Raw genomic sequence first — 21,781 nt, 5'->3', positions numbered from 1 at the left:
AATGTTGCATATCATTGAGGAGGAAAAAATGCGTTTCTGCTGGCTTTGCATGCTGTTGATGTCTTGGGGAAGTTTGCATGCAAGGGAGGCCTTTGAGTTGGCGGGCAAGCAGATTGCGTCAGGCACTGTCTCTTCGTGGATGATGGCCGTGTCGTCAACGGCGATTCCGGTGACGGTGATTCATGGGCAAACTTCAGGACCGGTATTGACCCTGACAGCAGGTATCCATGGCGATGAATTTCCTTCGATACTGGCCTTGCAGCAGTTGCGCAAGCAGATACAGCCTGAACACTTGAAAGGGACCTTGATTCTAATTCATCTGGCGAATCTTGAAGGTTTTCATGCACGTCGCATTGCACTGAGTCCAGTCGATGAGAAAAACCTGAACCGGGTGTTTCCTGGTAGCGCACAGGGCACCCTGACTGAGCAGATCGCCGATTTTTTAACGGCGCAAGTCATCAGCAAAACGGATTACCTGATTGACATCCATTCTGGCAGTGCCAACCAGCATTTATGGCCACATGTGTATTCCCCGGTGTTGCACGTGCCAGCGCTGGATGCCAGAACACAGCATTTTGCTGATCTTTTAGGATTGCCAGACATTGTGCTCTATGACGGCAGGCCCAATGATCCTGATCATTCCATCTCATATCCGAATACGGCACAGACCAGGGGCAAGCCTGCATTGACGCTGGAAGTCGGCCAGTTTGCACAGCGCGATGCCGCTTTTGTGGCCATGATCACGCAAGCTTGTGCACAGGCCATGAGTGGCTTGGGCATGATAGATGCGCCTGAAACGATAGATGTCAGCACGCAACACAGGACAAAGGTAGCCTCGCCAATTCATTATTACAGCAAAATGGTTGAGATACGCAGCCAGCAAACCGGCTTGTTTACGGCCAAATCCAGCATTGGCGATTGGGTGACAGCAGGGCAGGTCGTAGGTGAAGTGACGGATTATTTTGGCGAGAAGATTGAAACTTTGCGTGCGCCTGTGGCCGGGCGCATCCTGATTCAAAATGCCACGCCACCGATACGCGCGGGCGAAGTCACATTATCTATCGGTGTGGTGAAGGCCCCTTAGCTGTTGCCATCAGGATGCGCACCTTGCGCGCACGGCTCGTTTGCGTCAAAGACTGGCATGGATTCAATCTCTTTGCGATGTAGTGCCCGCTCCTCAAACAAAAAAGGGTAGATGGCTTCACGCAGGCGGGTGTGAAACTTCTCTATCTGCAGTCTGTGTACTAGCAAATGGCTAATATCGCTGCATGCGACCGCTTCCAGTTGTGTTTGCGCCCAGACCGTGGGTAACCACCGCCCGATTTTTGTTGCGGCATCCGCCCTCATTTGTAAGGTTCGTGTCCGGGCAGCCACTTGTGCTTGCAAGTGGACGTCGCCCATATGCTGAAAGGCAAAGTACCATTTCCAGTGAAAGCGGCCTGTGACGGGCGGAGTATCTTTCCATTGCGGATACAAGGCATAGAAGGGTTTCAGCGTATCCTCTTTTGGTAAATCCCAGGCGCCATGTACCAATTGCCGATGCTGCATGGCAAGCTGGCTACCGTCTTGCAAGGGATAACGGGCGTGCAGCCATAGCTGGCAAAGATTCGGTAAGACCACGCATAACATGACCCAAATGCTGCTCAGCAACATGGCATTGAAGTTGGCGTTGAGCGCTCGTTTGCGCAGGCTGACTGCACTACACAATACAGACCATAAAAACGTATATAAGGCTGTAATTGTTAAAACCTGTAACAGGGGTGACAAGGAAAGCGAGTGCATCCCGGCAAACAGTAATAACGGGAGTACGAAGACAAGCGTGACAAGCACCCAGCGGGATAACACCCGTTTAAACCAGAAATGACCTGGTTCTTTTACCAGGCTATGCAAAAACAGTAAACGTTGCGCTTGTTGCTCGCTGGCTTTCAGGTCATGCATCAGGGCGATACAGAGCAAGGGCGCAAAAAATACCAGCAAAAAAGCATAGTCAAAGGTACCCAGCATCACATATTCAGGGTGATGTGACTCACCATCGTAAAGCTGGCTTTGCAAACCGAGTAAACGTATCCGTTGCACGTACGGCACCACCAGCCGGTTGCCCAGGGCAATAAAGCTCCATTCGCCAGGGCGGTAATAGACGTTGTGGAACAGGTAATAGCCGACTTCTCCTGCCTCAAGTGCCCCGTCATGACTGTTGTGCTGGATAAAGTCCTGCTTGCGCAGGGTCTCTTCCTGTTGCGCATGCTGGATCTGGGACTGGATATGACGGATATTTTGCCAGCCGTTTAACAAGCTAAAACTAACCAGTACCAGGCTGAGCAAAAGCAATAGGGTCAGGCTGCGTTGCTTGAGCAGCAGAGTGAATTCATGTTTCATAGTCGGTGCGAAACCCTAACAAGCATGGAGCCAGGCAATAACAGCCAGCCAATCAACACCAGAAAGGCAGCTGTCAGACTGGCGTGGCTGACTGCCATCGGTGGCAGATTCACTGGGGGACGGGGCGCGTTCTTCCAAAAGTCGGCAGAAACACGCGTGTTCTTATCGTCATGCTGATCCACTTTGTAAGTGTGGATCTGGTTCAGATATTGGATTAATTGATACCGCCGGGCTTCCGACTGCCGGATAAACGCCTGGTGGTGCGGCAGGTCATTGCCGCTAGCCGCCATCTGTATATATTGCAGCGCCAATGCCGGTGTGAGCCATAACCAGTGCCGGATACTTTCATTCTGTTTTGCCAGCTGTGCGTCATGCAATGCCTGTTGTTCGCGGTAGACGGCCGTGGTCAGGCGCTCGCCTTCCTGCATCAGCAGGCCATTGTAGTTGACAGGCAGGTCTTCAACGCTGCTGACATGATACTGGTCGAGAATGCTTTGTTTAAATGCTGCAAAATGCGGATCGTCAGGGTTATGGCTGTCACCTATGCTTTGCAGCTTGCTTTCTGCATGGTATTCAGCCTCTGCGCGAGGCTGTGTTGGATAGGCGATCTGGGCCAGATTCGCCAGCCCGCGCGGAAAAATGATGCAGACACAGACCCAGCACAGCAATAACGTCAGCAAGGCACTATGCAGTTGCCGGCTGTACCAGGACACGGTGACGACCAGCAGGCACCAGCCGGCAATGTAAAGCGCTTGGGCCAGCAACATGAGCGCCAGCCTGGCCAATAACTGATCGCTCTGCCAGCTCCATGCCAGCGTCAACAGTGCTTGCAGGCACAAAAGGAGCAGCAATGGTAAAAACAGTGCCAGCCATTTTCCGGCGGCAATCGCCCAGCCTGGGGTGCCATTGCCGCGCATGAAAGCCAGGATGCCGGTGATTTTATCGGCAGTGACGGTGGCATAGGCAATCATGATCAAAAACAGTGGCATCCACCATTGCACGATCATGGCCGGTGTAATCAATGAAAAGCGGCCCAGCGTAGTGGCTTCAGTCGCCGGGTTGAAGTTGGCACTGTTCAGGCGATGTGCTTCTAGATACACCAGATGGCCAGACTGGTCGAGGATGCCGGGCTCGATCACACTGAGCGGATGGACCGGCTTGGCGACGAAATCGCCAAAATGCGAGACCCGGTGTGGATGACGGTCGGGTTGCGATTGCCAGTCATGCTGGCTGCGCGCTGTCACCTTAGCTACCGTCTGTGCATGATCTTGCCAGTGGTGATGGGCGGCAAGGGCGGCAATGCCCCATAATGTCACCAGCACTATCATTAACAATGCCGGAACCCGCGCATGCCATAACCTGCGCCATTCATTGCAGGCGATTTTCCAGATCAATGCGCTCATGCCTGCCCTTGATACAGTTTTTTCAGGCTATCCAGTGTCAGTGCTGACTGGTCCAGCATTACCGGTTGCAACTGCCCATTGGTCAGCATCAGCAAGCGGTCAGAAAAACCAATGGCGGACAACACATCATGCGTGACCACCAGCACGCCCATGCCACTTTCTTTGCATTGCACAATCAGCTGGTTTAAGTCTTCGGTAGCCTGTGGATCCAGCCCTGAATTAGGCTCATCGAGCAACAGCAGTGTGGCCTGTTTGGCAAGTGCAAACGCCAGCATCACCTTTTGCTTCATGCCTTTGGAGTATTCGCTGCAAGGCCGGTGCCAGGCTGTTTCCGGCAAGCCGGCCATGGTCAGGCAGCTGTTAATATCCTTTTCTTCACCTATATTGGCCAGGCTTAAAAAGTAACGGATATTTGCTATCGCAGAGAGATGTCCATACACGGCAGGTTGCTCCGGCACATAGGCAAGGTGCGATAGCGCCCGCTGGCGGTCCTGCGCGATATCAATACCGGCAATCAGGATATTGCCTGTTTGTTCGGCCGTGTCATGTAAGCCTAAAATACTTTTCAGCAGCGTTGATTTACCGGCGCCATTGCTGCCCAGCACAGAGACGACTTCACCTGCCTGTAAGTTGAGCTCAAGCTGATTTAGAATTTTCCGCTTGGAAAACCCCAGGCTGAGCTGTTGAATCGATAGCAATGCAGTCATAAAAAATCCACCGTTGCTGTGAGCATAAAGTTACGGCCAGTACCTGGGGCGAAGTTAAGCTGGTTGGTCGCACCTGTGGATGAAAAGTCATACACATACTCATAGTAGCGATCAAAAATATTATTGGCTAACAAGCTGACGCGTCCCCAGCTGGTTTTATAGTCAATATTGGCATTGGTCAGCGTATAGCCGCCGTATTTTCCGCCCTGGTTACTCTCATTGACGTAGTAGTCGCCTTGGCTATCCACGTGAACACGTGCAATCCAGTTTGCATTGGGCGCATATTGCAAGCCCAGCGAGGCGGTGTAAGAGGGGATGCTGCGGACCGAGTTATCCTTGAATTGCGGATGTAATGCATCCGGTTTCACGATAATGGCCTCTACCCGTGACACATTGCCCCAAAAGTGCCATTGCTCGTCTAACGCATAGTCAAAACTGGCATCTATCCCTTGCCTGCGGGTGGAACCGATGAGTTGGTTAATGTTGTCAATATTAATAAATTCGTTTTCAGCTTTTTGTTGCCAATAAGAAAGACGCGTATTCAAATCAGGATGCCACTGGCTCTTGATTCCTAATTCCCAGCCATCGTTGATCGCAACCTTTACGTTGGTCGGGCCATTGGTACTATAGAGATTAAGGTTAACGCCAGTGGGTGTTTGAAAACTGCGCCCGGCATTTACAAATAAAGTTTGCTGCGCATTCAGGTTGGCAAACAAGTTGAATTTGGGTTGTACGATGGTCTGGTTATCCAGCATGCGTGTCCTGAGCGTATTCCCATTAATCACAAACTGGTTTCTAGGGTCGCTGTTCAAATAATCCACCCGATAGGCCAGGTTCCAGCGTAACCAGTCCAGCGGCGTGTTTTCAAATTTGGCGTAAATGCCTTGTGCGGTGAAGTCGTATTGGGCATTGCGCCGGATAGTGGTCAAGCGTTGACGGAATTCATCGACATGCTGGCGTTCAATATCGTAGCCGGTTTCAAAAGCCCAGCTGGGATTGATTTTCCAGTTTAACTTGCTCATAAAGCCAATCGAGGTCTCGTCTTCCAAGCGATGTTCCAGGCCCGGTGATCCAAAAAAACGTACATTGCGTTCACGACCAAAGTTCTGCCAATAAGCTTTCAGGCTTAAATCAAGGTCGTTATTAAAAAAGTAATCGTAATGCAGGCTTAAATGCTTGAATTCTTTTTCACCGCTATCGTTGAGTGCATTGGGCGCCACGCCTCTGCGGTCATCACGCGCTTGTTCTTTAGACATAAAACCCGGTGCTTCAGGCGAGTTGTATTTGCCATACTTGGCGCTCAATGCCAGGCTGGACTGCTCGAAATCCAGCTGCCAACGGCCGGACAAGGCAATTTTTTCATTTTCGGTATGGGCGCGGAAGCCATTGCCTTTGCGATAACCAATCGCATAGTTTTGGGTGAAATCACCTTGTTTTTCACCATAGTAGCCTTGCATTTCGCGCGTTTGAAAGCTGCCATAGCCAAATTGCAATTGCTTGTCGACGTCTTTACGAGTTTCTACCTTGTAGTTGCCTGCGGTGGCAAACAGGCCGGTCGAAGCGTCGCTGGTGCCTTTAAATACTTGGGCGCTCTGAATGTTGGTGGGGAACAGGTAATCCAGCTCACTGAGACCTGAGAACAAATTGGACGGAATGCCATCTACCAGCACTTTGGCATTGGGCGTTTCGCCATCGCCACTAAAACCGCGGATAGACACTTCGGTATTGACAATGCCCTGACTAAAGCGAGACAGCACCACGCCTGGTGTTTTGCTAAACAATTCCAGGGTATCGGTGACGTGTTCGTACTCGAGTTCTTGACGCGTAATGACATCTACCGAGCCAGCCAGGCCTTTATCAGTGGCTGAGACTTGCTCTTTTTTGCCAAGCACCACGACGCTATCCAGCTCGATACTGCTGACCGGTGCTTCATTTTTCTTGGCTTTACTGCTTTGTTTGGAGGGGTCCAGTTCTACCGAGTCTTCAGCATAAACCGTTACCGCCGGGAACAGCATGACTGCCAGCAGGCTGGCAATCGTTTTTGGGTACATCATGATTTATCTTCCCTGTAAGTCTGCGTATTCATCAATCTGGTTCAGTGTGTTCTCTTTGTGCCTCATCTCACACGGTGGCTGAGGCAATATGTTTTATTTTTATTGGGCTAAAGCTGTTAAATAAGAATGATTGTAAAGTGATCTATGCGACTTCTCCTTAAAAAAACAATGTCTGGTGTAGAAAAAACACACAGCAGCCTCGTTGTGTGCGCTTGTTGTGATGGACTGTCACTTTTTTGATCCTTCAACCGGGGAATGGACCGCCGATCAAACGATGATCAGAGATCCTTGGTCCATCACATGATTAGCGTTGCAGCAGATTAAAAGTATTTATTCAGACCAATAAACACCCCTCTGCGTGGCCCAAATTGTGGCGCATCAATGCCAATGCCCGAGCCATCCCGTAATTCATACTTTTTATCAAACAGGTTGATGATGGCCAGCCTGGTTTCCAGCTTGCCTAGGGTGCCTGCGTTGATCATGGTGCTGGCCCCCAGATTGACCTGCGTGTAGGCGGGCATGTGTTCGGTATTGGCGAAGCCACGGCGCAGGCCGCTGCCAAAGAACGCATCGGCGCTGAGTTGATAGCCTTGCCATAAGTAACCGACGCCGGCGGACGCGGTGTAGCGCTGGTCATGGTCGGTATGCACCCAATGATTGGCGGTATAGTCCAGCTCATCTTGCTCAAAGTTATATTGTGCAGAGACGACTTTCTTGGCCAGGCTCATGGAGCGTGAGAGGTTGGCATAAGCTGAGAAGGCTTCGTCTTTATAGCTCGCGGTCAATTCAAAGCCATAAATTCTGCCTTTGTCATAGTTAAAAGGCGTGTAGACCAAGGCTTCACCAAAGCGACCCTCATCAATCAGGTCCTGGACAATTTTGTAGTAGCTGTCGAAGCCCACGGTGAGTTTGGGCGTTAACTGCTGGCTGACGCCGACGTCAAAATAATGTGAGCGCTCGGGTTTGACTGCGCCATTGAGGTCACTGGACGCAGCATTGGTGGTATTGCTGAATAAGGCCAGTGTTTTAGTGCCGACCAGCTCCGTCGGAGGCGGTGTAAAGTATCTTGAGTACGCGGCATGGAAGGTGGTTTGAGGCGTGGCATTCCATACCAGGCCCAGGCGTGGGCTGAGTTGGCCGCCGCTGACATAGGCATTCATTTTGTCGGCTCGCACGCCATAGTTCATCACCAGGCTGTTGTTGATTTTCCATTCGTCCTGCAAGTAAAGCGCCAGCAAGGTGTTACCGTTTTTGTGATTGTTATCAACAATGGTGGCCTGGGTGTTGGTCGTCGTGCCGCCCGAGGTCAGGAACACATTGGCGGTATTGTCGCTGGTGATATCTTCGGTGCTGGTAAACATCCCCATGCGGATGGTGTGGCTATCGCCCCAGTGATAGCTGCCATCGGCTTGCAAGCCATTACTCATGCTGTCTCTAAACACGCGCGAGGCCACGCCATTAAAGGCCAAGCCCCCCGTGATATCCGGTGTATAAGTGGTGCTGGTATAGCGTGTGAACAGTGAAACCTGGTAATCGAAATCAGGGCCAATGGAGCTCTGCACGGCCAGTATGCCGTACTGGTTACGCTCGTTCTGGTGATCTCTCAGGCTGGAGGAGTTATAGCCAGACAAGCCTAAGGCAGAGAGATAGTCGCTGTTGGCCGCCTGCGCCGGGTTATTGGGAATTTGAAAATTACCATAGTAGGAGCCCAGCATCGCCACAATTTGCGTTTCCGGATTCAGCAAGTACGACATGTAGGCGAAGCCTTTGGTTTGCTGGGTATTATCATGAATCGGGTTGTAGCTATCGGTGGTATTTTCGATGCCGCGATTATTGGAGAGATAAGAACCCGTGACATAGTAACTGAAGTCACCCGTGGAATTGTGCATTTGAATACTGGGGTTGACGGTGTCGCTGGTGCCACCATAAAAGCCAACATTGCCGCCCGGTTTAAAGTTTTTCTTGGTCTCAATCTCAATTACCCCGGCCGTTCTGTAGCCATACTGCGCAGGCAAAGCGCCGGTGAGCAGATTGATTTTATCGGCAAAGCGCGTATCCAGAATCTGACCAAAACCATTGATACCCTCCGGCAGAATCACGCCGTTAATCCGGTATTGGATATTGCCATGATCGCCACGGATATGCAGTTGCCCATAAGAGTCATTAGCGACGCCAGGGGCGCGTAACAAAATCTGGTTAAAGCTGTTGTTTTCACCGCCTGGAATGTTGCTGATATCTTTCTGGTCAAAGCGGTATACGCTGCCGCCCGTGGCGGGTGACAGGCTATTACGGATTTTGCTGAACCGTTCTGCCGTCACTTGCACGCTATCGAGCTCGAGTGCGCTTTCATCCACCGGTTCTGCCAGTACAGAGATTGCAGGGTAGCTGGCAAACATGCCGCCCACCGCTACAGAAATGATGCGTTTGATCTTCATAAAGTTGTCCTCTTGGCCTCACGCTGAGGCCTTTTTCGTCTGGTTGTGTTGGGGTCATCAGGGCTCAAACGAAAAGAGGTGGTGCGCGCGCAGCGTAGCGACGATAGGACGGTTTGGTATGTAAAACGGTATTGCTGGTTTGGGCTGATGTGACGAGGTCTGGTGCATGTAGCAGTAGCGGACGTCCTGGCAGCAGCGTGTCAGGGAGATTGTCCAGGCACAGGCATTCTTCACACAGATTGTCCTGGCTGGTTTTATCATGCTTGAGGGTGTGATTAATCTCTTCAGACAGGTGAGAGATGGCGTGCGCAATCGCATGCTGCTGCGCAAATACAAAAAACAGCAAGACTGCCAGCAGGGCGCCTAGCAGCCATTGATTGAGTCGGGTCCGTATGTAGTGATTTAGCATGCAGTCTGGCGATTAAAAAACCTGCGATGAGCGCGTCCGCTATCTAGCCATGTTCTGATGACACACTCATGAATCGGGCAAGTTATTTTCATCACAGCGCGTTAATCCCTGATGGCATCCAGCGCGAGTACGACGCGTGTCTGCCCCTCTGGCACCACAGGCGAACGATGAATGGCGCCGCCTACGGTGTTCCCTTGCCACTGACTACCTTTGAGCAATACGATATCAAAGGCGTCTGCCTGTCTGATGCCACGCGCATCGAGTACCACGCCTGCACGCTGTTGGTTGTTGAGTCCTGGCGGGTTTAAGTGACTGCGGTGCTTTAAATAACTGCGGTCGGCAAATGCTTCCTCCAGCCATTCGGTGCCTGGCCCCATGTAGGTACACAGCAGCCGAATTCCGGTATGGTCAACATGAAATTGCGGGCACATGGCTTTTTGCAATACTTCCAGTCGCAGGCCCACGGTCTGGCAATCCAGCAGCTCGGCAAACACCGTTACCAATTGTGCCAGCTCTTGAATAAACACTTCGCGGCCCGGCTGTGCTGGCAACGGCAAAGTACACAACTGTGGCGCAAGTGCGGGCTGCAATGAAATCACGTTGCGCAGTCCAGGCGCCAAGCTGCGCGCTGCCAGCTGCAGGTAGTCGCTGATTGCAGTTTGCGCCTCCCGGCGTACGAGACAGACTTGCTGCTCGGGCTCAAAGATCGGCAGCATTTGCAGTGGGTTAAAGGTCAACGGCTCGCTTGCTGGTGTCAGCGCAGGTGCAAGTGAAGCAGTTTGAGGGGAGCTGGCAACCGACAACATGCTAGACACTTTCCAATATCTGCATATCGTCGTTGGTTTCAACGGTTTCTTCTACCGCCCAGTGGGGGAATGGATCCTCAAACTTGCGCCAGGCCTCCATGCCCAATGCCAGCTCGCTTTCTGTCAGCAGGCAGGCATCAAATTTTGCCGTTAGCGCCGCTTTATCCATCTCCATGCCGATGATGACCAGTTCCTGCTGGCGATCGCCGTAAGGCGATTGCATGCGTGAGCGGATGTGCTGCAGGCTGTCTGCATCCTGCGGCCAATACTTGGCCGGCGTTGCCGCCCACCAGATGCCCGCCAGCTCGGTGCGCGTGACCGCACCCGCTTGCGACCACATGGCACAAAACTCGGGGCGCGAGGCAATCCAGTAGCGGCCTTTGGAGCGGATCACGCCTGGCCATTCGCTATTGAGCCATTGCCACAAGCGTTGTGGATGAAACGGGGTGCGTGAACGGTAAACAAAGCTAGAAATACCGTATTCCTCGGTTTCTGGCACATGTTCGCCACGCAGCTCCTGCAGCCAACCAGGCGCTTCTGCAGCCTGGTCGAAGTCAAACAGGCCGGTATGCATGATACGGTCCAGCGGCACCTTGCCAAAGCTGCTGTGCAGGATCTGTGCACGCGGGTTAAGCGTTTTGAGGATACCTTCCAGCCGGGCGATTTCCTCCAGCGTCATCAAGTCGGTTTTGTTCAATACCAGCACATCGCAAAACTCAATCTGGTCTACCAGCAGGTCAACCACGGTGCGTTCATCTTCTTCGCCCAGCGACTCTCCTCTGTCGGTCAGGCTTTCCTGCGAGCTATAGTCCTTGAGAAAGTTATAGCCATCCACCACCGTGACCATGGTATCGAGTTGTGCCACATCGGCCAGGGATACGCCTTCCTCATCGGCAAAGGTGAAGGTTTCAGCAATCGGCAAGGGCTCTGAGATACCGGTGGTTTCAATCAGCAGGTAATCAAAGCGGTTTTCCTTGGCCAGGCGAGTGATCTCCACCAGCAAGTCTTCTCGCAAGGTGCAGCAGATGCAGCCATTGCTCATTTCCACCAGTTTTTCTTCCTGGCGTGACAGCTCAGCCCCGCCGTCGCGCACCAGTTGGGCGTCAATATTGACTTCAGACATGTCGTTGACGATCACCGCGACACGCTTGCCTTCGCGGTTATTGAGCACATGGTTGAGCAGCGTGGTTTTACCCGCACCCAGAAAGCCAGAAAGTACGGTCACCGGAAGTTTTTTGATGGCAGAAGTGCTTAAACCAGACATAAATGTAGTCCTTCGTTAAAGTAGTCTTGAGGGAGGTCCGTACCGATAAACACCAGCGTGGACACTTTGCGCTCATCAGGCTGCCACTGTGTGGTGTGGTCACCACTCATGAGCATGTGAACGCCTTGAAAAACAATGCGCTGCGGATCGTTGTGGGCATGGATAATGCCTTTGTAGCGTAGCAACTGCGGGCCGTAATCGGCGATGATGGATTCGAGAAAGGTTTCCAGCTTTTCCAGATTAAATGGCCGTTCGCTGCCAAATACGAACGAAGTCACATCGTCATCGTGCGCATGGCTGACGTCACGCAAGAAGTCCGGCTCAATTTGCAGGATGGCATCCAGCGAAAAACCATCAATATCCAGAATCTGTCTGAGGTCAGTCTGGCCAAAGTGCACGCTGTGAATCGGGGCTCTCAAGTTGATGTTGTTCAGCCTTGCCGTGAGGACGCTCACTGCCTCTGGCGTGACCAGATCCGTTTTTGATAGCAGAATACGATCGGCAAATCCGACTTGTTCTTGTGCCTCGTGGTGCGCATCCAGTTGCTGCATGGCATGCACTGCATCCACCACCGTGATAATCGCATCTAGATGATAGCTGGCATAGACGTCATCTTCGACAAAAAAGGTTTGTGCGACTGGGGCCGGGTCGGCCAGGCCTGTGGTTTCGATAATCACGCGGTCAAAGCTAATTTCCTGCGCTGCACGTTTTTGCGCCAGATCGCCCAGAATACGCACCAGGTCGCCACGTACGGTGCAGCAAATGCAACCGTTATTCATCTCGACGATTTGCTCGTCACCCTGAATCAACAGCTCGCCGTCTATGCCGGTCTCGCCAAACTCATTTTCAATCACGGCAATGCGCTGGCCATGTCGCTCTTGCAGAATGCGGTTAAGCAGGGTGGTTTTACCTGCGCCGAGAAAGCCAGTTAAAATCGTCACCGGGATTTTTGCATTGCCTGCTGTCATGTGCTGCTCCAAACATGGAAAATCTGTTGCTGGATAAAGGGTGAAAGCCAAGCCACGCCAAGGCCACAAGCAATCAACAGGCATTGCACTAGTAAATCCTGCGGGCGATATTGCGTTTGCAGCGTTGGCACTAAGTCTGCCAGGGCGATGTAGATAAAACTGGCGGCGGCCAGTAACAAGGCGTACGGAATCAGCGGCGCAATATGCGTAAAACTCAACCAGCCAACCAAACCACCGACAATCATGGCTGAACCCGAAAGCATATTAAGCAGGAGCGCACGGGGTTTACTCAAGCCAGCATGGATCAACACCATAAAATCTGAAATCTCTTGCGGGATTTCATGCGCGACAATCGCAAATGCCGTCACCCAGCCCAACTTGATATCTGTCAGAAAACTGGCTGCCAGCAAGATGCCATCGACAAAATTATGGATACCGTCGCCCAGCAAAATAATGGCCACCTGGCCGCCAGACTGCTTTTCTACAGGATGAGTAGCAACAGGTGCAGCGTCCGCATGATGGAAATGCCGCCACAATGCCAGCTTCTCCAGAATGAAAAATAGCAACATGCCTGCAACTAGCATCCAGCCCGCGTTGGTGAGGTTAATGCCTTGATTCAAGGCTTCCGGTAATAAATCCGTGAAAGCAAACCCGAGCAGTACACCCACGGCAAATGCCACCATGCGCCGCGCATGATTGGCGAACAGGGTATTTGATAACCAGCCGGCGATCAGTACCGAAACCACACCACCTACGGTACAGGCCAGCATTAAACTGGGGAATAACATGCTTGAACTTTAAAATGCAATTTTGTTGCATTTTAAAGGGTGGGGGATTTAATTGCAACAATGTTGCAATTTTGTGTGTAAAAAAAGCAGGCATCCCATTCATAGGCGCCTGCTACTTACGCAATACGTATTTTTACGATCTCATCATCGTTAGATGCGCATGCAACATCGACAGCCTGATATCGCACGCGCTATCGTCATCAAGCGTGCGTCCTTAGTCTCATAGGATCATAAAAGGGGGTAGGGGCCACATAGGCTGACACTCTTTGATGGCTGCACACCACTTCTACTGCCGTTCCAATCGCTGTGTATTCTGGCTTTAAATGCACCATGGCTAAAGACTGCATTAAATAATTGCTAAAGGAGGCGCTGGTGACGACACCGATCTCTACCCCATCTTTGACTATTTTTGCGCCAGCCTCAACACTCGTTGGTGATTTGCAGATTAAACCAGCTTGTTTCACCCGCTCTTTGCCTTTGGACGCCAATACAGCCGCTTTGCCGATGTAGTCTCCCTTTTTATCCAGGTCCACACCCCAGCCCATGTTGATCTCCCATGGCGTGGTATCACCTTCAGGCATTTCGAATGGAAAAAACAAGAGCGCTGCTTCAATGCGCGTTAACTCTAGTGAGTTCCAGGAGGCTGGAATCGCGCCCAAAGGCTTGCCAACCTCTAAAATCTTATCCCATATTTCAATGGCATCTTGCCCCTTACAATAGACTTCGTATCCACGCTCTCCTGAATAACCACCGCGGGCAATGACAACATTTTTACCAAATAGGCTGGTGGGCTTGTGCTTAAAATAATCCAAGCTTGCCAGGTCAAAGTCGATGACATGCGGCGCTAATATCGCTAAGGACCGAGGGCCTTGTAAAGATAAAATATGCGCATCAAGATCGGGCGCGATGGTCACGTCTTTGCCAGCCGAGAGCATTTTTAAGTTTTCCGGTGTTTTGCCTGAGCCGTGGGAGAGCCGAAAGCTATTGGCGCTGTCTCTGATAATCATGATGTCATCACAAATTGCACCGGATTCATTCGTTTCTGCAGCCAGGACACTGTGGCCGGGTTCGAGTTTGGTGATGTCCTTAGCCACCAGCCTATCAAGGACCTTTTCTGCATCTGGGCCATCCACATTGATGATGTTTAAGCCAGACACGTCGTATAAGCCAGCACGACTCCTCACCGCGACAACTTCATCATGGACATCCGTGTGATAGCTCCAAGGAATAGGCATATTATTCCAGATGTCGCCATCTAAATTTGACCCTAATTCCCGGTGTCGAATATTGAGTACTGAGTTTCTAGACATGATGACTTTTCTCCCATTAAATTGATGATTCGGAATACTATAAAAATAAAGATTTGTTCAACACTCTCTTTAGGATGTACTACTTAAGAAGTAAAGTTGTCTTCAAGTGACACCTTCAGAAAGTTGAGCTCACCCAGAGCAGGTATTAAAAAAGGGTGAGCAATCAAACTTGCTCACCCTTGGTTAGGCCACGCGTTCCAATTTGAACTAAATACTATGCAGCCAGAAGACAATGAAGACGCCCACCAGCAACGCTATGTAAGGGAGCACGCCAGCGCGGTTCATGACGCCATCCTTTGCATTGTCTAGTTGCATATCTTCTAGCATGGCTGATGGAAATACACCTTTATCCTGGATAAAGTGTCTGTAAATAAAAACCGGCACAATCAAGGTTGCAAAAAACAGTCCGGCATTGAGGGTGCCTGCCCCCCAGACGTCAGCGCCTAATCCCATCAATCCCAAGTTAACAAAACCGAGCAAGCCGCCTAGAAGCAGTAGGATAGTAGGTGCTTTGTATGGACGGTCCCAGTTCGGTCTGTCCATGCGGTGTATCCAGCCGGAATTCAGATTGAGGAAGTTAAAAATGATGTAACCAACATTGGATGCAGCCAATACAAACACATAGTCTGACATCAGCAATAACAGCAGGTTGAAACACAAATCTGTCCACATCGCTTTGGTTGGCGCGCCATGCTCATTGACTTGAGACAAGTATTTGGGCAGCCAGCCATCGACAGAGGCTTGATAAAGCGTACGAGAAGAACCGGCCATGGAGGTCATGATCGAGAGCAAAAGAGCCAAAACCAGCATAATTACCAATACTGTCACAATCAGCTTGGAGCCGCCCAACATACTCGACAAGACTCCGGCAACGCCCATGCCACTGTAAATGTCTGGTGCCAACATCCCATCGTATACCGCGCCAGTCGTTACGTTACCCGCGGCATCTGTCACCGCTGGCGTCACCAAATGGCCTAAGCCTAAATGCGCCTGAAAAGCGATGGGCACCAGTGTGTACACCGCAATACACAGCAAACCTGAGTAGAAAATGGCCTTAAAAGTATCTGTTTTAGGGTTCTTGAATTCTCGTGTGTAACAGACGGCGGTTTCAAAGGCATACGTTGACCAGGCAGCAATAAACAAGCCCGCCGCCATTAATTTCCAGCCTTCAATATTCCAAATACCATCAATCACATTCCCGGCTGTGTCATAACTTAAAGGCGCCAAGGGAAAGAAATTCGCCATAGGCATGTCGCCGGTGAGGATAGGCACCAAGCCTATCAGCATGAGTGGAATTAAAGCTGTGACCCCCAGGATCATAGTTGCTTTGGCAGAACGTAAAATACCACCGTGCTGTATCGAAAACACTGTGAGTAAAACGGCAGCCCCGAGAATAAACGTTGCGTTAATTCTTAAGCTTAAGCCAGCTTTAATGCTACTCAAATCCATGAGAGTAATTTGCCAGGTGTTGATGGCGGCATCTGGGGAAAATAAGGCACTTAAAATGTAGCCTGCAGCCAATCCAGAACCGATCGCCAATACTGGAGACCATGCGAACCAGTTACACCACACTGAGACTGGCGCGATAAACTTGCTATATCTTACCCATGCAACCGCGCCATATACCGAAGCACCGCCAGACTTATGTGGAAACAAGCCTGCAATTTCTGCATACGTAAATGCTTGAATAAAACCAAATGTGATAGAAATGGCCCATACCAACCAAGCTGGTTTGCCTACCGTTGCCGAAATGGCGCCCATAGAAAACAATACAAGCGCTGGCACGCCACTAGCAACCCAAAAGGCACCTTGCCAACCAATCTTGCGATGCAGCGTGTGCTTGCTTTCAGCACCACCTGCGAAGCCGGCTTGAGATATATCAATCGAAGAATTTATACTCACCTTATTTTCCCTTCCCTAAAAGCCTTCTTTTTTTCACCTATCTACTGATTTCAAGAAAGGCTAATAAGAAGATCAACGTTCAATGACAATCAGATATCAACTGCACATGGGATTAAGTCAATACATCCACAATGGAATCTATTTTGATGATTTGCAGCTGTTTACTAAATTCTCACTACGGATTACTCCTAAAGGGGTAGTTGGTGAAGATTTCAAAGGAGCGTTGATTGCCGACACAGCTTGCGTTGGAGGGGGGAGCGTTCAGAATGTGTTGATAGGGGCGTGCGCGTAACTTTGCGCCTACGCATGATGTGAAAGGCCTTTTTGCTGAGCGTTAAAAAGGCACGAGGTCTGCGCTAGTACACCTTATTTTTGATTGTGTGCCCAGACTGCGGCTTCTAAGCGGCTACTTAGTTTAAGTTTGCTCAGTAAATGTTTGATATGCACTTTCACGGTGGTGTCGCTAATGCCAAGTTTGCGCGCAATGGTTTTGTTATTGAGTCCGTCACTGAGACATTGCAATATTTCTCTTTCACGCTCAGTGAGCGAAGCCTGCTCATCTTTACGTTGAGGTTTGGGCTCTAAAAGCGCCGTTCTCAGCACTTCAGTGAGTGTGTCTTGAATAATCGTCATGCCGTTAGCGACTTTTTTTAAGTTGGCACAGAGGTCTTCCGGCTCCATGTCTTTTAATAAGTAGCCATCAGCACCTGCGCGCAAGGCCTCTAATAAATCGTCTTCAGCATCTGACACCGTCAGCACTACATATTTGGCAGTCAGGTCTAACGCTTTGAATTGGCGTAAGGTCTCTATGCCATTCATTCCTTTCATGTTGAGGTCTATCAACACAATGTCTGGTTTAAAGCCAATGGCAGTATCCAAACCCTCTTGCCCTGAGGCGGCTTCACCGATTACTTTGAATGCAGGGTCTGCATCTATGATTTGCCCAACCCCTTTGCGGAAGAGGGCATGATCATCAATCAAGAACACTTTGTATTGGGTCTGCATCATTTTTAAATGTCTTTCTATGATTGAGGCAACTGTGGCGTGAAAATCAAGCGCACTCGCGTGCCCCCTTGTTTGCGTCTGAGAACCGCAACATTTCCCCCCAGGCTTTCTGCCCGCTCTTGCATGATGCTCTGTCCATAATGGCCAGACGCTTCAGTGGCGGTGTAGCCAATACCATCATCATCAATGATGATAATGATGGTTCCACTGCTTTGAAAATTAAGTGAGATTTCCACTCTACTTGCGTTTGCATGGCGCACTACGTTGGAGAGTGCCTCACGCAATACATGTAAAATATGAAACTCTTCATTGACAGTCAAGCGACAGTTTATCAGACGATTATCCAGGGAAATGGATAGGTTGGAGCGCTGGCTAAATTCATCAATGGCAGTCTGAATCGCCGAATTCAATCCCCGCACATCCATATGTACGCGGAAGGTTGCCAATAACTCGCGTAGCTCACGATAAGCCGTATTCAAACCATCGCGCAATTCGTTGACAATGCCGCGAAATTCATTCGTCTCTAATTGGTTGTTGCTTGCACTTTGCAGCCGCGAAATTTGAATTTTCATGAACGACAGTGATTGCGCCAAAGAGTCGTGCAATTCGCGGGCAATGGCCGCACGCTCTTCTAACAATGCCAGACGCCGCCCCTCTTGCTCCCGTCCTTGGAAACCCATCACCATAGAAAGTAAATGTGCCGTCAGTTCGATCAACTGCGTTTCTGTTTCATCAAACACATGCTCAAGATCCGCCTCGACCTGTAACACGCCCAATGCCCCCGTGGGAGTGACGAAGCCGACCGCAATGCATTGAAAGCCATTGTCATCTGACGAATTGTCATTGGTACAGAATCTCACTAGATTCGTTGTGGTGAGATCTTCTAAAATGGCGTCACTGAGTTTTTCTGGTTTGTGATTGGAAAATAAAACGCGCTCTGTTGAAATGCCCAAGTCATTTTCGGTAAAAATGAGAGAGACATTTAAAATGTTTAAGGCCTTTTCCAGCGAGAATAAACTTTTGCGTAAGACCGTTTCGCTTAATAAAGTGTTGTTGATAGATTCTACAAATTCATGCAGAAAGTCTTGTGATCTAATTAATCGACGCAGGCGTTCACTGCTATTTTGATTGAACCATTCGTTTTCTGCTTTAAACCCTTCTAGTCTTGCCGAGGTTTCGTAGACCAGACGTTCAATTTTGACAAACTCATCTTCATCCTGCTCGCGCTGTTCATTTTGCGCGTCTTGGCCAGCAAAACTGACTAGCGTATCCAGACGATGAACCAGGAGCTTTCTCGCTCTAAACGCGATGGTGATCAAGCAACTGATGGCTAAATAAATGCTCAGCAGCTGCAGCAGTGAAATCACTGATTGCTTTGCCTCGACCTCTTGCAACAATAGCGCGACCAATTGCTCATAGCTTGAGATTAAGGTCTGAACCGTGAGTCGTTGCGAGATGATGGACGCTTGTTGAAAGTGGCTGTCACTGATTTTTTCTCTTGCTTCTCTGAGTTTCTGCAACAGTTGGTTGACTTGCGTGGCATCATGACTGTTAATCTGTGCCACCATTTTGCCTAGGTCAAAGCGTAAATGGGGATCGGCCTTAAGGATTGCTTCGGTCAATTGCTCGGGCGCTTCTCCGATGGCGGTGTCAGAAAAATGTTGCCAGAAAATCTGCTCTTTGGTGATGTCTTGAATGACTTTTTGATTATTAGCAGTGTAGTCGAGCAAAAAGAGAGAGCCAGCCTGCATGAGTATCAAGCTGGAAGTAATACAAAAAATTAATATGATAAGCTTTGCATACAATGTGTGTATTGTCAGATCTTTGATGCTTTTGATCAGGTTTGCAAATTGAATGCTCAAGGATGACTCCGGAATTGAAATTTCCCGCGAAAGGCGCTTAGATGAGTTTGTTTGTTTTTAGCACACTAATATTGAGTGTCATTTTTTTTATCGTCTTTAACGCATGGTGGGTATCTGGCGCCTCATTTAACACGCATTTATCTGCATTGATGATCGCTGCAACCACCGCATTGACTTCCTTGTTGTTGATTGCAATCTACCCCATCTTTCGTAAACATTATACGCGTCATCCCAAGCCATCGATGGATCATAGCGTGACTTGGGCCAACGATGTGTCCAGCAATCTTTCTACGCCTGCCGCAGTCATTGATGGCTACATTGTTAAGTTTGCGAACAAAGCATTTCTGATGGAAATTGGCATGTTAAGCATGCAGGAGCAAGTGGTCGGGATGCCGTTGACCAATATTATTCATCCTGGCGACCATCAGCTGCTGGCTTCTCTATTTGCAAAGACAACGGCGACACAAGATAAAAAGAATCACTTACGCATTCGTTTGCTCTGCCTGGATGGCAGCATTTTACCGACACACGTCTCCATTTCACCCATACAAGAAGACAGTCGATCTGTTGTCAATTTACTCCAATTCTCTTCAAGCCTTTCACAAAAGATGGTGGAATCCAGTGAGCTTGAAAACTCAATACATGAGCAACTCATCAATCACATAGAACAAATTGTGTTTTATCTTAAAGTGAATCAAGAAATCATATTCTTAAATCATTCTTGGGAATCGATGTTAGGTTACAAAGTACAAGAATGTCTCAATAAAACCTTACTTACTTTTGTGCATCCAGAAGATAAACCGTTGGCTGAGGCGAGAATCACTTCTCTGATTCAAGGAAAGCGCAATAAGACCGTCGTCGAGTTTCGTCTGATTGCCAGAAATGGCGATTCTCATTGGGTGGAGTTGCGTGCTAAAAACACCACCGCATACAAAGGCGAACGATCCAGCATCATCGGTACCCTCACCGATATCAGCCAAATGAAGCTCACGGAGTCTACCAAAAGAAGTCATCGTCATCTGCTTAATGCGCTCATCAACAATACGCCTGGCATGATTTATCGTTGTAAAAATGATAAAAACTGGAGTTTTGAATTTGTCAGTGAAGGCGCGGTTGATATTACGGGTTACGAGCCGTATGAAATGATAGGCAATCCCAACTTTTCCTATGCCCAGATTATTCATCCTGAGGACCGCAATATCGCCTGGGATCATGTGCAAGAGAAAATCAGGCATCAACAAAAATTCCAATTACTTTATCGTATTTATACGCGTTCTGGCGCGGTTAAATGGGTACTAGAGCAGGGTAAAGGGGTATTTTCAAGTGCTGGAGAGTTGTTAGCACTTGAAGGCTTCATTACCGACGTGGCTCAAGAGGATGGGTCGCAGGCCATACAGCGCTTACAAAAGTATTTCATGTGATTTTCAAGATAGAGGGTATCCAGCGTTATGGGTGCGTCCCTAACGCCACTTCTGCGCCATCATCTTTTTTAGACAGCCATTGCACCGTTAAATCTTTAAACTTGGTTAAGCCTTTGTACTCCACCAAATCCGGATGTAATGACTTCAGCACCCGATGAAAGCGTTTTGCCCAGCGTGCGGAAGTGCTTAACTCATTCATATTGATTAAATAGCAGCGGATACTGAACAGTATGGCATTGCTGCGTGGCAATCTGAATAGGCTTTGTAACTCAACACGTAAATGTACCAGCTCGCCCACATTGTCGATGGTGACTTTATTGCGGTCGCCGCCCCACAAGGGATAGTTTTCTGGCGAAGTGTCTAGCCTTGGGTTAATCGTCATGGTCCAATTTAAACGCCGTACGGGTGCACCCAATTGCAAGGCCATGAGGAATTTTAAAGCGCGATCCATCACACCTAGTTTCGTCACTTGCGGGACAGGGCCGTGCCACTCATGCCAGGCCATGCCCACATCAAAGGCCAGCGACCAATCTGCTTGGCTGGTGATAAAGCCAGCATCAGCATACAACGTGCCGTTGCGTTGATCCAACAGCACAAAGTCACCTTGCACCTGTCTCCCCATATACTCCATTGGATCCATGTCAAACGAGGTGCTATCGCCAAAGGTAAACGTGTTTTTAATCCCAAGCGGTTTATTTTCCCAGGTCCACAATAGGCCGTCTTTTTTGAGCGAAAATAGGTCAGGATAGTCGTTCGATAAACTTTCCATCGTCAGCTCTAGAAAGTCCCATTGCGCCTCCGCCATGTGTGGCAAGGCCTGGTACCGTCCCGCATCTAGCGCTAATGTTTTGGCTTTATCCTCGCATTCAGCGACGTAGTGCTCATCAATATCAAAAGCAAATTCAGTCACAGCGCCCACCGGCCCCTTGGTGTGGGGCTCAATATTCACTGAATACATATACGTGTCTTCTGCGAACGGAAATGGAAACCGTTTGATGGCCTTGGGTGAGTTTTGGTAAGTATAGTCATCACGAAAGGTTTCTTTTTTAAAAGCTAAGCTCATAGCATTTC

17 protein-coding genes are annotated in these 21,781 nt (G+C 49.6%); 2 read left to right on the top strand and 15 right to left on the bottom strand.

Features of this window, described 5'->3' with window-relative positions:
- The first annotated feature begins 28 nt into the window (after window positions 1-28).
- Entirely contained in the window at window positions 29-1,084 is a 1,056-nt protein-coding gene (locus ACFQ1T_RS11240) for a M14 family metallopeptidase (protein WP_379076653.1), read from the top strand.
- Here ACFQ1T_RS11240 and ACFQ1T_RS11235 read toward each other — a convergent pair.
- From ACFQ1T_RS11235 to ACFQ1T_RS11170, 14 genes are all read right to left on the bottom strand, one after another.
- Window positions 1,081-2,376, bottom strand: a complete 1,296-nt coding sequence (locus tag ACFQ1T_RS11235) for a DUF3526 domain-containing protein (RefSeq protein WP_379076650.1) — start codon at window positions 2,374-2,376, stop codon at window positions 1,081-1,083. The genes ACFQ1T_RS11240 and ACFQ1T_RS11235 overlap by 4 nt on opposite strands.
- Window positions 2,373-3,779, bottom strand: coding sequence for a DUF3526 domain-containing protein (locus tag ACFQ1T_RS11230; protein WP_379076647.1), 1,407 nt, complete (start codon window positions 3,777-3,779; stop codon window positions 2,373-2,375). Before ACFQ1T_RS11230 ends, ACFQ1T_RS11235 begins: the two co-directional genes overlap by 4 nt.
- Window positions 3,776-4,486: an ABC transporter ATP-binding protein gene (locus ACFQ1T_RS11225; RefSeq protein WP_379076645.1), complete on the bottom strand. Its 711-nt coding sequence runs from the start codon at window positions 4,484-4,486 to the stop codon at window positions 3,776-3,778. Before ACFQ1T_RS11225 ends, ACFQ1T_RS11230 begins: the two co-directional genes overlap by 4 nt.
- Complete coding sequence (locus ACFQ1T_RS11220; protein WP_379076642.1) at window positions 4,483-6,540, bottom strand: TonB-dependent receptor; 2,058 nt, start codon at window positions 6,538-6,540, stop codon at window positions 4,483-4,485. Before ACFQ1T_RS11220 ends, ACFQ1T_RS11225 begins: the two co-directional genes overlap by 4 nt.
- Before the next feature lie 320 nt (window positions 6,541-6,860).
- Window positions 6,861-8,975 (bottom strand): TonB-dependent receptor, encoded by a 2,115-nt coding sequence (locus ACFQ1T_RS11215; protein ID WP_379076639.1) that lies wholly within the window; start codon window positions 8,973-8,975, stop codon window positions 6,861-6,863.
- A 64-nt stretch (window positions 8,976-9,039) separates the two neighbouring features.
- Entirely contained in the window at window positions 9,040-9,384 is a 345-nt protein-coding gene (locus ACFQ1T_RS11210; protein WP_379076636.1) for a hypothetical protein, read from the bottom strand.
- A gap of 101 nt (window positions 9,385-9,485) precedes the next feature.
- Window positions 9,486-10,190 carry a DUF1826 domain-containing protein gene (locus tag ACFQ1T_RS11205; protein ID WP_338657481.1) on the bottom strand — a complete coding sequence of 235 codons (705 nt, stop codon included), beginning with the start codon at window positions 10,188-10,190 and terminating at the stop codon, window positions 9,486-9,488.
- 1 nt (window position 10,191) lies between these two features.
- Window positions 10,192-11,430 carry a zinc metallochaperone GTPase ZigA gene (zigA, locus tag ACFQ1T_RS11200; RefSeq protein ID WP_338657582.1) on the bottom strand — a complete coding sequence of 413 codons (1,239 nt, stop codon included), beginning with the start codon at window positions 11,428-11,430 and terminating at the stop codon, window positions 10,192-10,194.
- 11 nt (window positions 11,431-11,441) lie between these two features.
- Window positions 11,442-12,422 carry a CobW family GTP-binding protein gene (locus tag ACFQ1T_RS11195; RefSeq protein WP_379076630.1) on the bottom strand — a complete coding sequence of 327 codons (981 nt, stop codon included), beginning with the start codon at window positions 12,420-12,422 and terminating at the stop codon, window positions 11,442-11,444.
- Complete coding sequence (locus tag ACFQ1T_RS11190; RefSeq protein ID WP_379076627.1) at window positions 12,419-13,210, bottom strand: ZIP family metal transporter; 792 nt, start codon at window positions 13,208-13,210, stop codon at window positions 12,419-12,421. Before ACFQ1T_RS11190 ends, ACFQ1T_RS11195 begins: the two co-directional genes overlap by 4 nt.
- Window positions 13,211-13,410: 200 nt before the next feature.
- Complete coding sequence (locus ACFQ1T_RS11185; protein ID WP_379076624.1) at window positions 13,411-14,520, bottom strand: aminomethyltransferase family protein; 1,110 nt, start codon at window positions 14,518-14,520, stop codon at window positions 13,411-13,413.
- A gap of 207 nt (window positions 14,521-14,727) precedes the next feature.
- A complete protein-coding gene (locus ACFQ1T_RS11180; RefSeq protein WP_379076939.1) occupies window positions 14,728-16,416 on the bottom strand; it encodes an APC family permease in 1,689 nt (562 codons plus the stop codon).
- A 372-nt stretch (window positions 16,417-16,788) separates the two neighbouring features.
- The gene (gene narL / locus ACFQ1T_RS11175) at window positions 16,789-17,430 is read right to left on the bottom strand and encodes a two-component system response regulator NarL (protein WP_272227256.1); all 642 of its coding nucleotides are present in this window, start codon (window positions 17,428-17,430) and stop codon (window positions 16,789-16,791) included.
- 14 nt (window positions 17,431-17,444) lie between these two features.
- Window positions 17,445-19,289: a histidine kinase gene (locus tag ACFQ1T_RS11170; protein ID WP_379076621.1), complete on the bottom strand. Its 1,845-nt coding sequence runs from the start codon at window positions 19,287-19,289 to the stop codon at window positions 17,445-17,447.
- A gap of 41 nt (window positions 19,290-19,330) precedes the next feature.
- Here ACFQ1T_RS11170 and ACFQ1T_RS11165 point away from each other — a divergent pair, with 41 nt between their 5' ends.
- Window positions 19,331-20,710: a PAS domain-containing protein gene (locus tag ACFQ1T_RS11165; protein ID WP_379076618.1), complete on the top strand. Its 1,380-nt coding sequence runs from the start codon at window positions 19,331-19,333 to the stop codon at window positions 20,708-20,710.
- Window positions 20,711-20,735: 25 nt separating this feature from the next.
- Here ACFQ1T_RS11165 and ACFQ1T_RS11160 read toward each other — a convergent pair whose 3' ends face one another.
- On the bottom strand, window positions 20,736-21,773 hold the full coding sequence (locus tag ACFQ1T_RS11160) for a heme-dependent oxidative N-demethylase family protein (protein WP_379076615.1): 1,038 nt from the start codon (window positions 21,771-21,773) through the stop codon (window positions 20,736-20,738).
- Between the last annotated feature and the right edge of the window lie 8 nt (window positions 21,774-21,781).

The organism is Methylophilus glucosoxydans, from assembly GCF_042676145.1.
GTDB lineage: Bacteria > Pseudomonadota > Gammaproteobacteria > Burkholderiales > Methylophilaceae > Methylophilus > Methylophilus glucosoxydans.
This window is presented reverse-complemented; position numbering and strand designations above follow the sequence as displayed.

Coding starts and splice junctions, on each gene's coding strand:
- ACFQ1T_RS11185 (WP_379076624.1), bottom strand. CDS start 14,520: ATGTCTAGAAACTCAGTACTCAATATTCGACACCGGGAATTAGGGTCA.
- ACFQ1T_RS11205 (WP_338657481.1), bottom strand. CDS start 10,190: ATGTTGTCGGTTGCCAGCTCCCCTCAAACTGCTTCACTTGCACCTGCG.
- ACFQ1T_RS11210 (WP_379076636.1), bottom strand. CDS start 9,384: ATGCTAAATCACTACATACGGACCCGACTCAATCAATGGCTGCTAGGC.
- ACFQ1T_RS11215 (WP_379076639.1), bottom strand. CDS start 8,975: ATGAAGATCAAACGCATCATTTCTGTAGCGGTGGGCGGCATGTTTGCC.
- ACFQ1T_RS11160 (WP_379076615.1), bottom strand. CDS start 21,773: ATGAGCTTAGCTTTTAAAAAAGAAACCTTTCGTGATGACTATACTTAC.
- ACFQ1T_RS11190 (WP_379076627.1), bottom strand. CDS start 13,210: ATGTTATTCCCCAGTTTAATGCTGGCCTGTACCGTAGGTGGTGTGGTT.
- ACFQ1T_RS11235 (WP_379076650.1), bottom strand. CDS start 2,376: ATGAAACATGAATTCACTCTGCTGCTCAAGCAACGCAGCCTGACCCTA.
- ACFQ1T_RS11230 (WP_379076647.1), bottom strand. CDS start 3,779: ATGAGCGCATTGATCTGGAAAATCGCCTGCAATGAATGGCGCAGGTTA.
- narL (WP_272227256.1), bottom strand. CDS start 17,430: ATGATGCAGACCCAATACAAAGTGTTCTTGATTGATGATCATGCCCTC.
- ACFQ1T_RS11195 (WP_379076630.1), bottom strand. CDS start 12,422: ATGACAGCAGGCAATGCAAAAATCCCGGTGACGATTTTAACTGGCTTT.
- ACFQ1T_RS11165 (WP_379076618.1), top strand. CDS start 19,331: ATGAGTTTGTTTGTTTTTAGCACACTAATATTGAGTGTCATTTTTTTT.
- ACFQ1T_RS11240 (WP_379076653.1), top strand. CDS start 29: ATGCGTTTCTGCTGGCTTTGCATGCTGTTGATGTCTTGGGGAAGTTTG.
- ACFQ1T_RS11220 (WP_379076642.1), bottom strand. CDS start 6,540: ATGATGTACCCAAAAACGATTGCCAGCCTGCTGGCAGTCATGCTGTTC.
- ACFQ1T_RS11225 (WP_379076645.1), bottom strand. CDS start 4,486: ATGACTGCATTGCTATCGATTCAACAGCTCAGCCTGGGGTTTTCCAAG.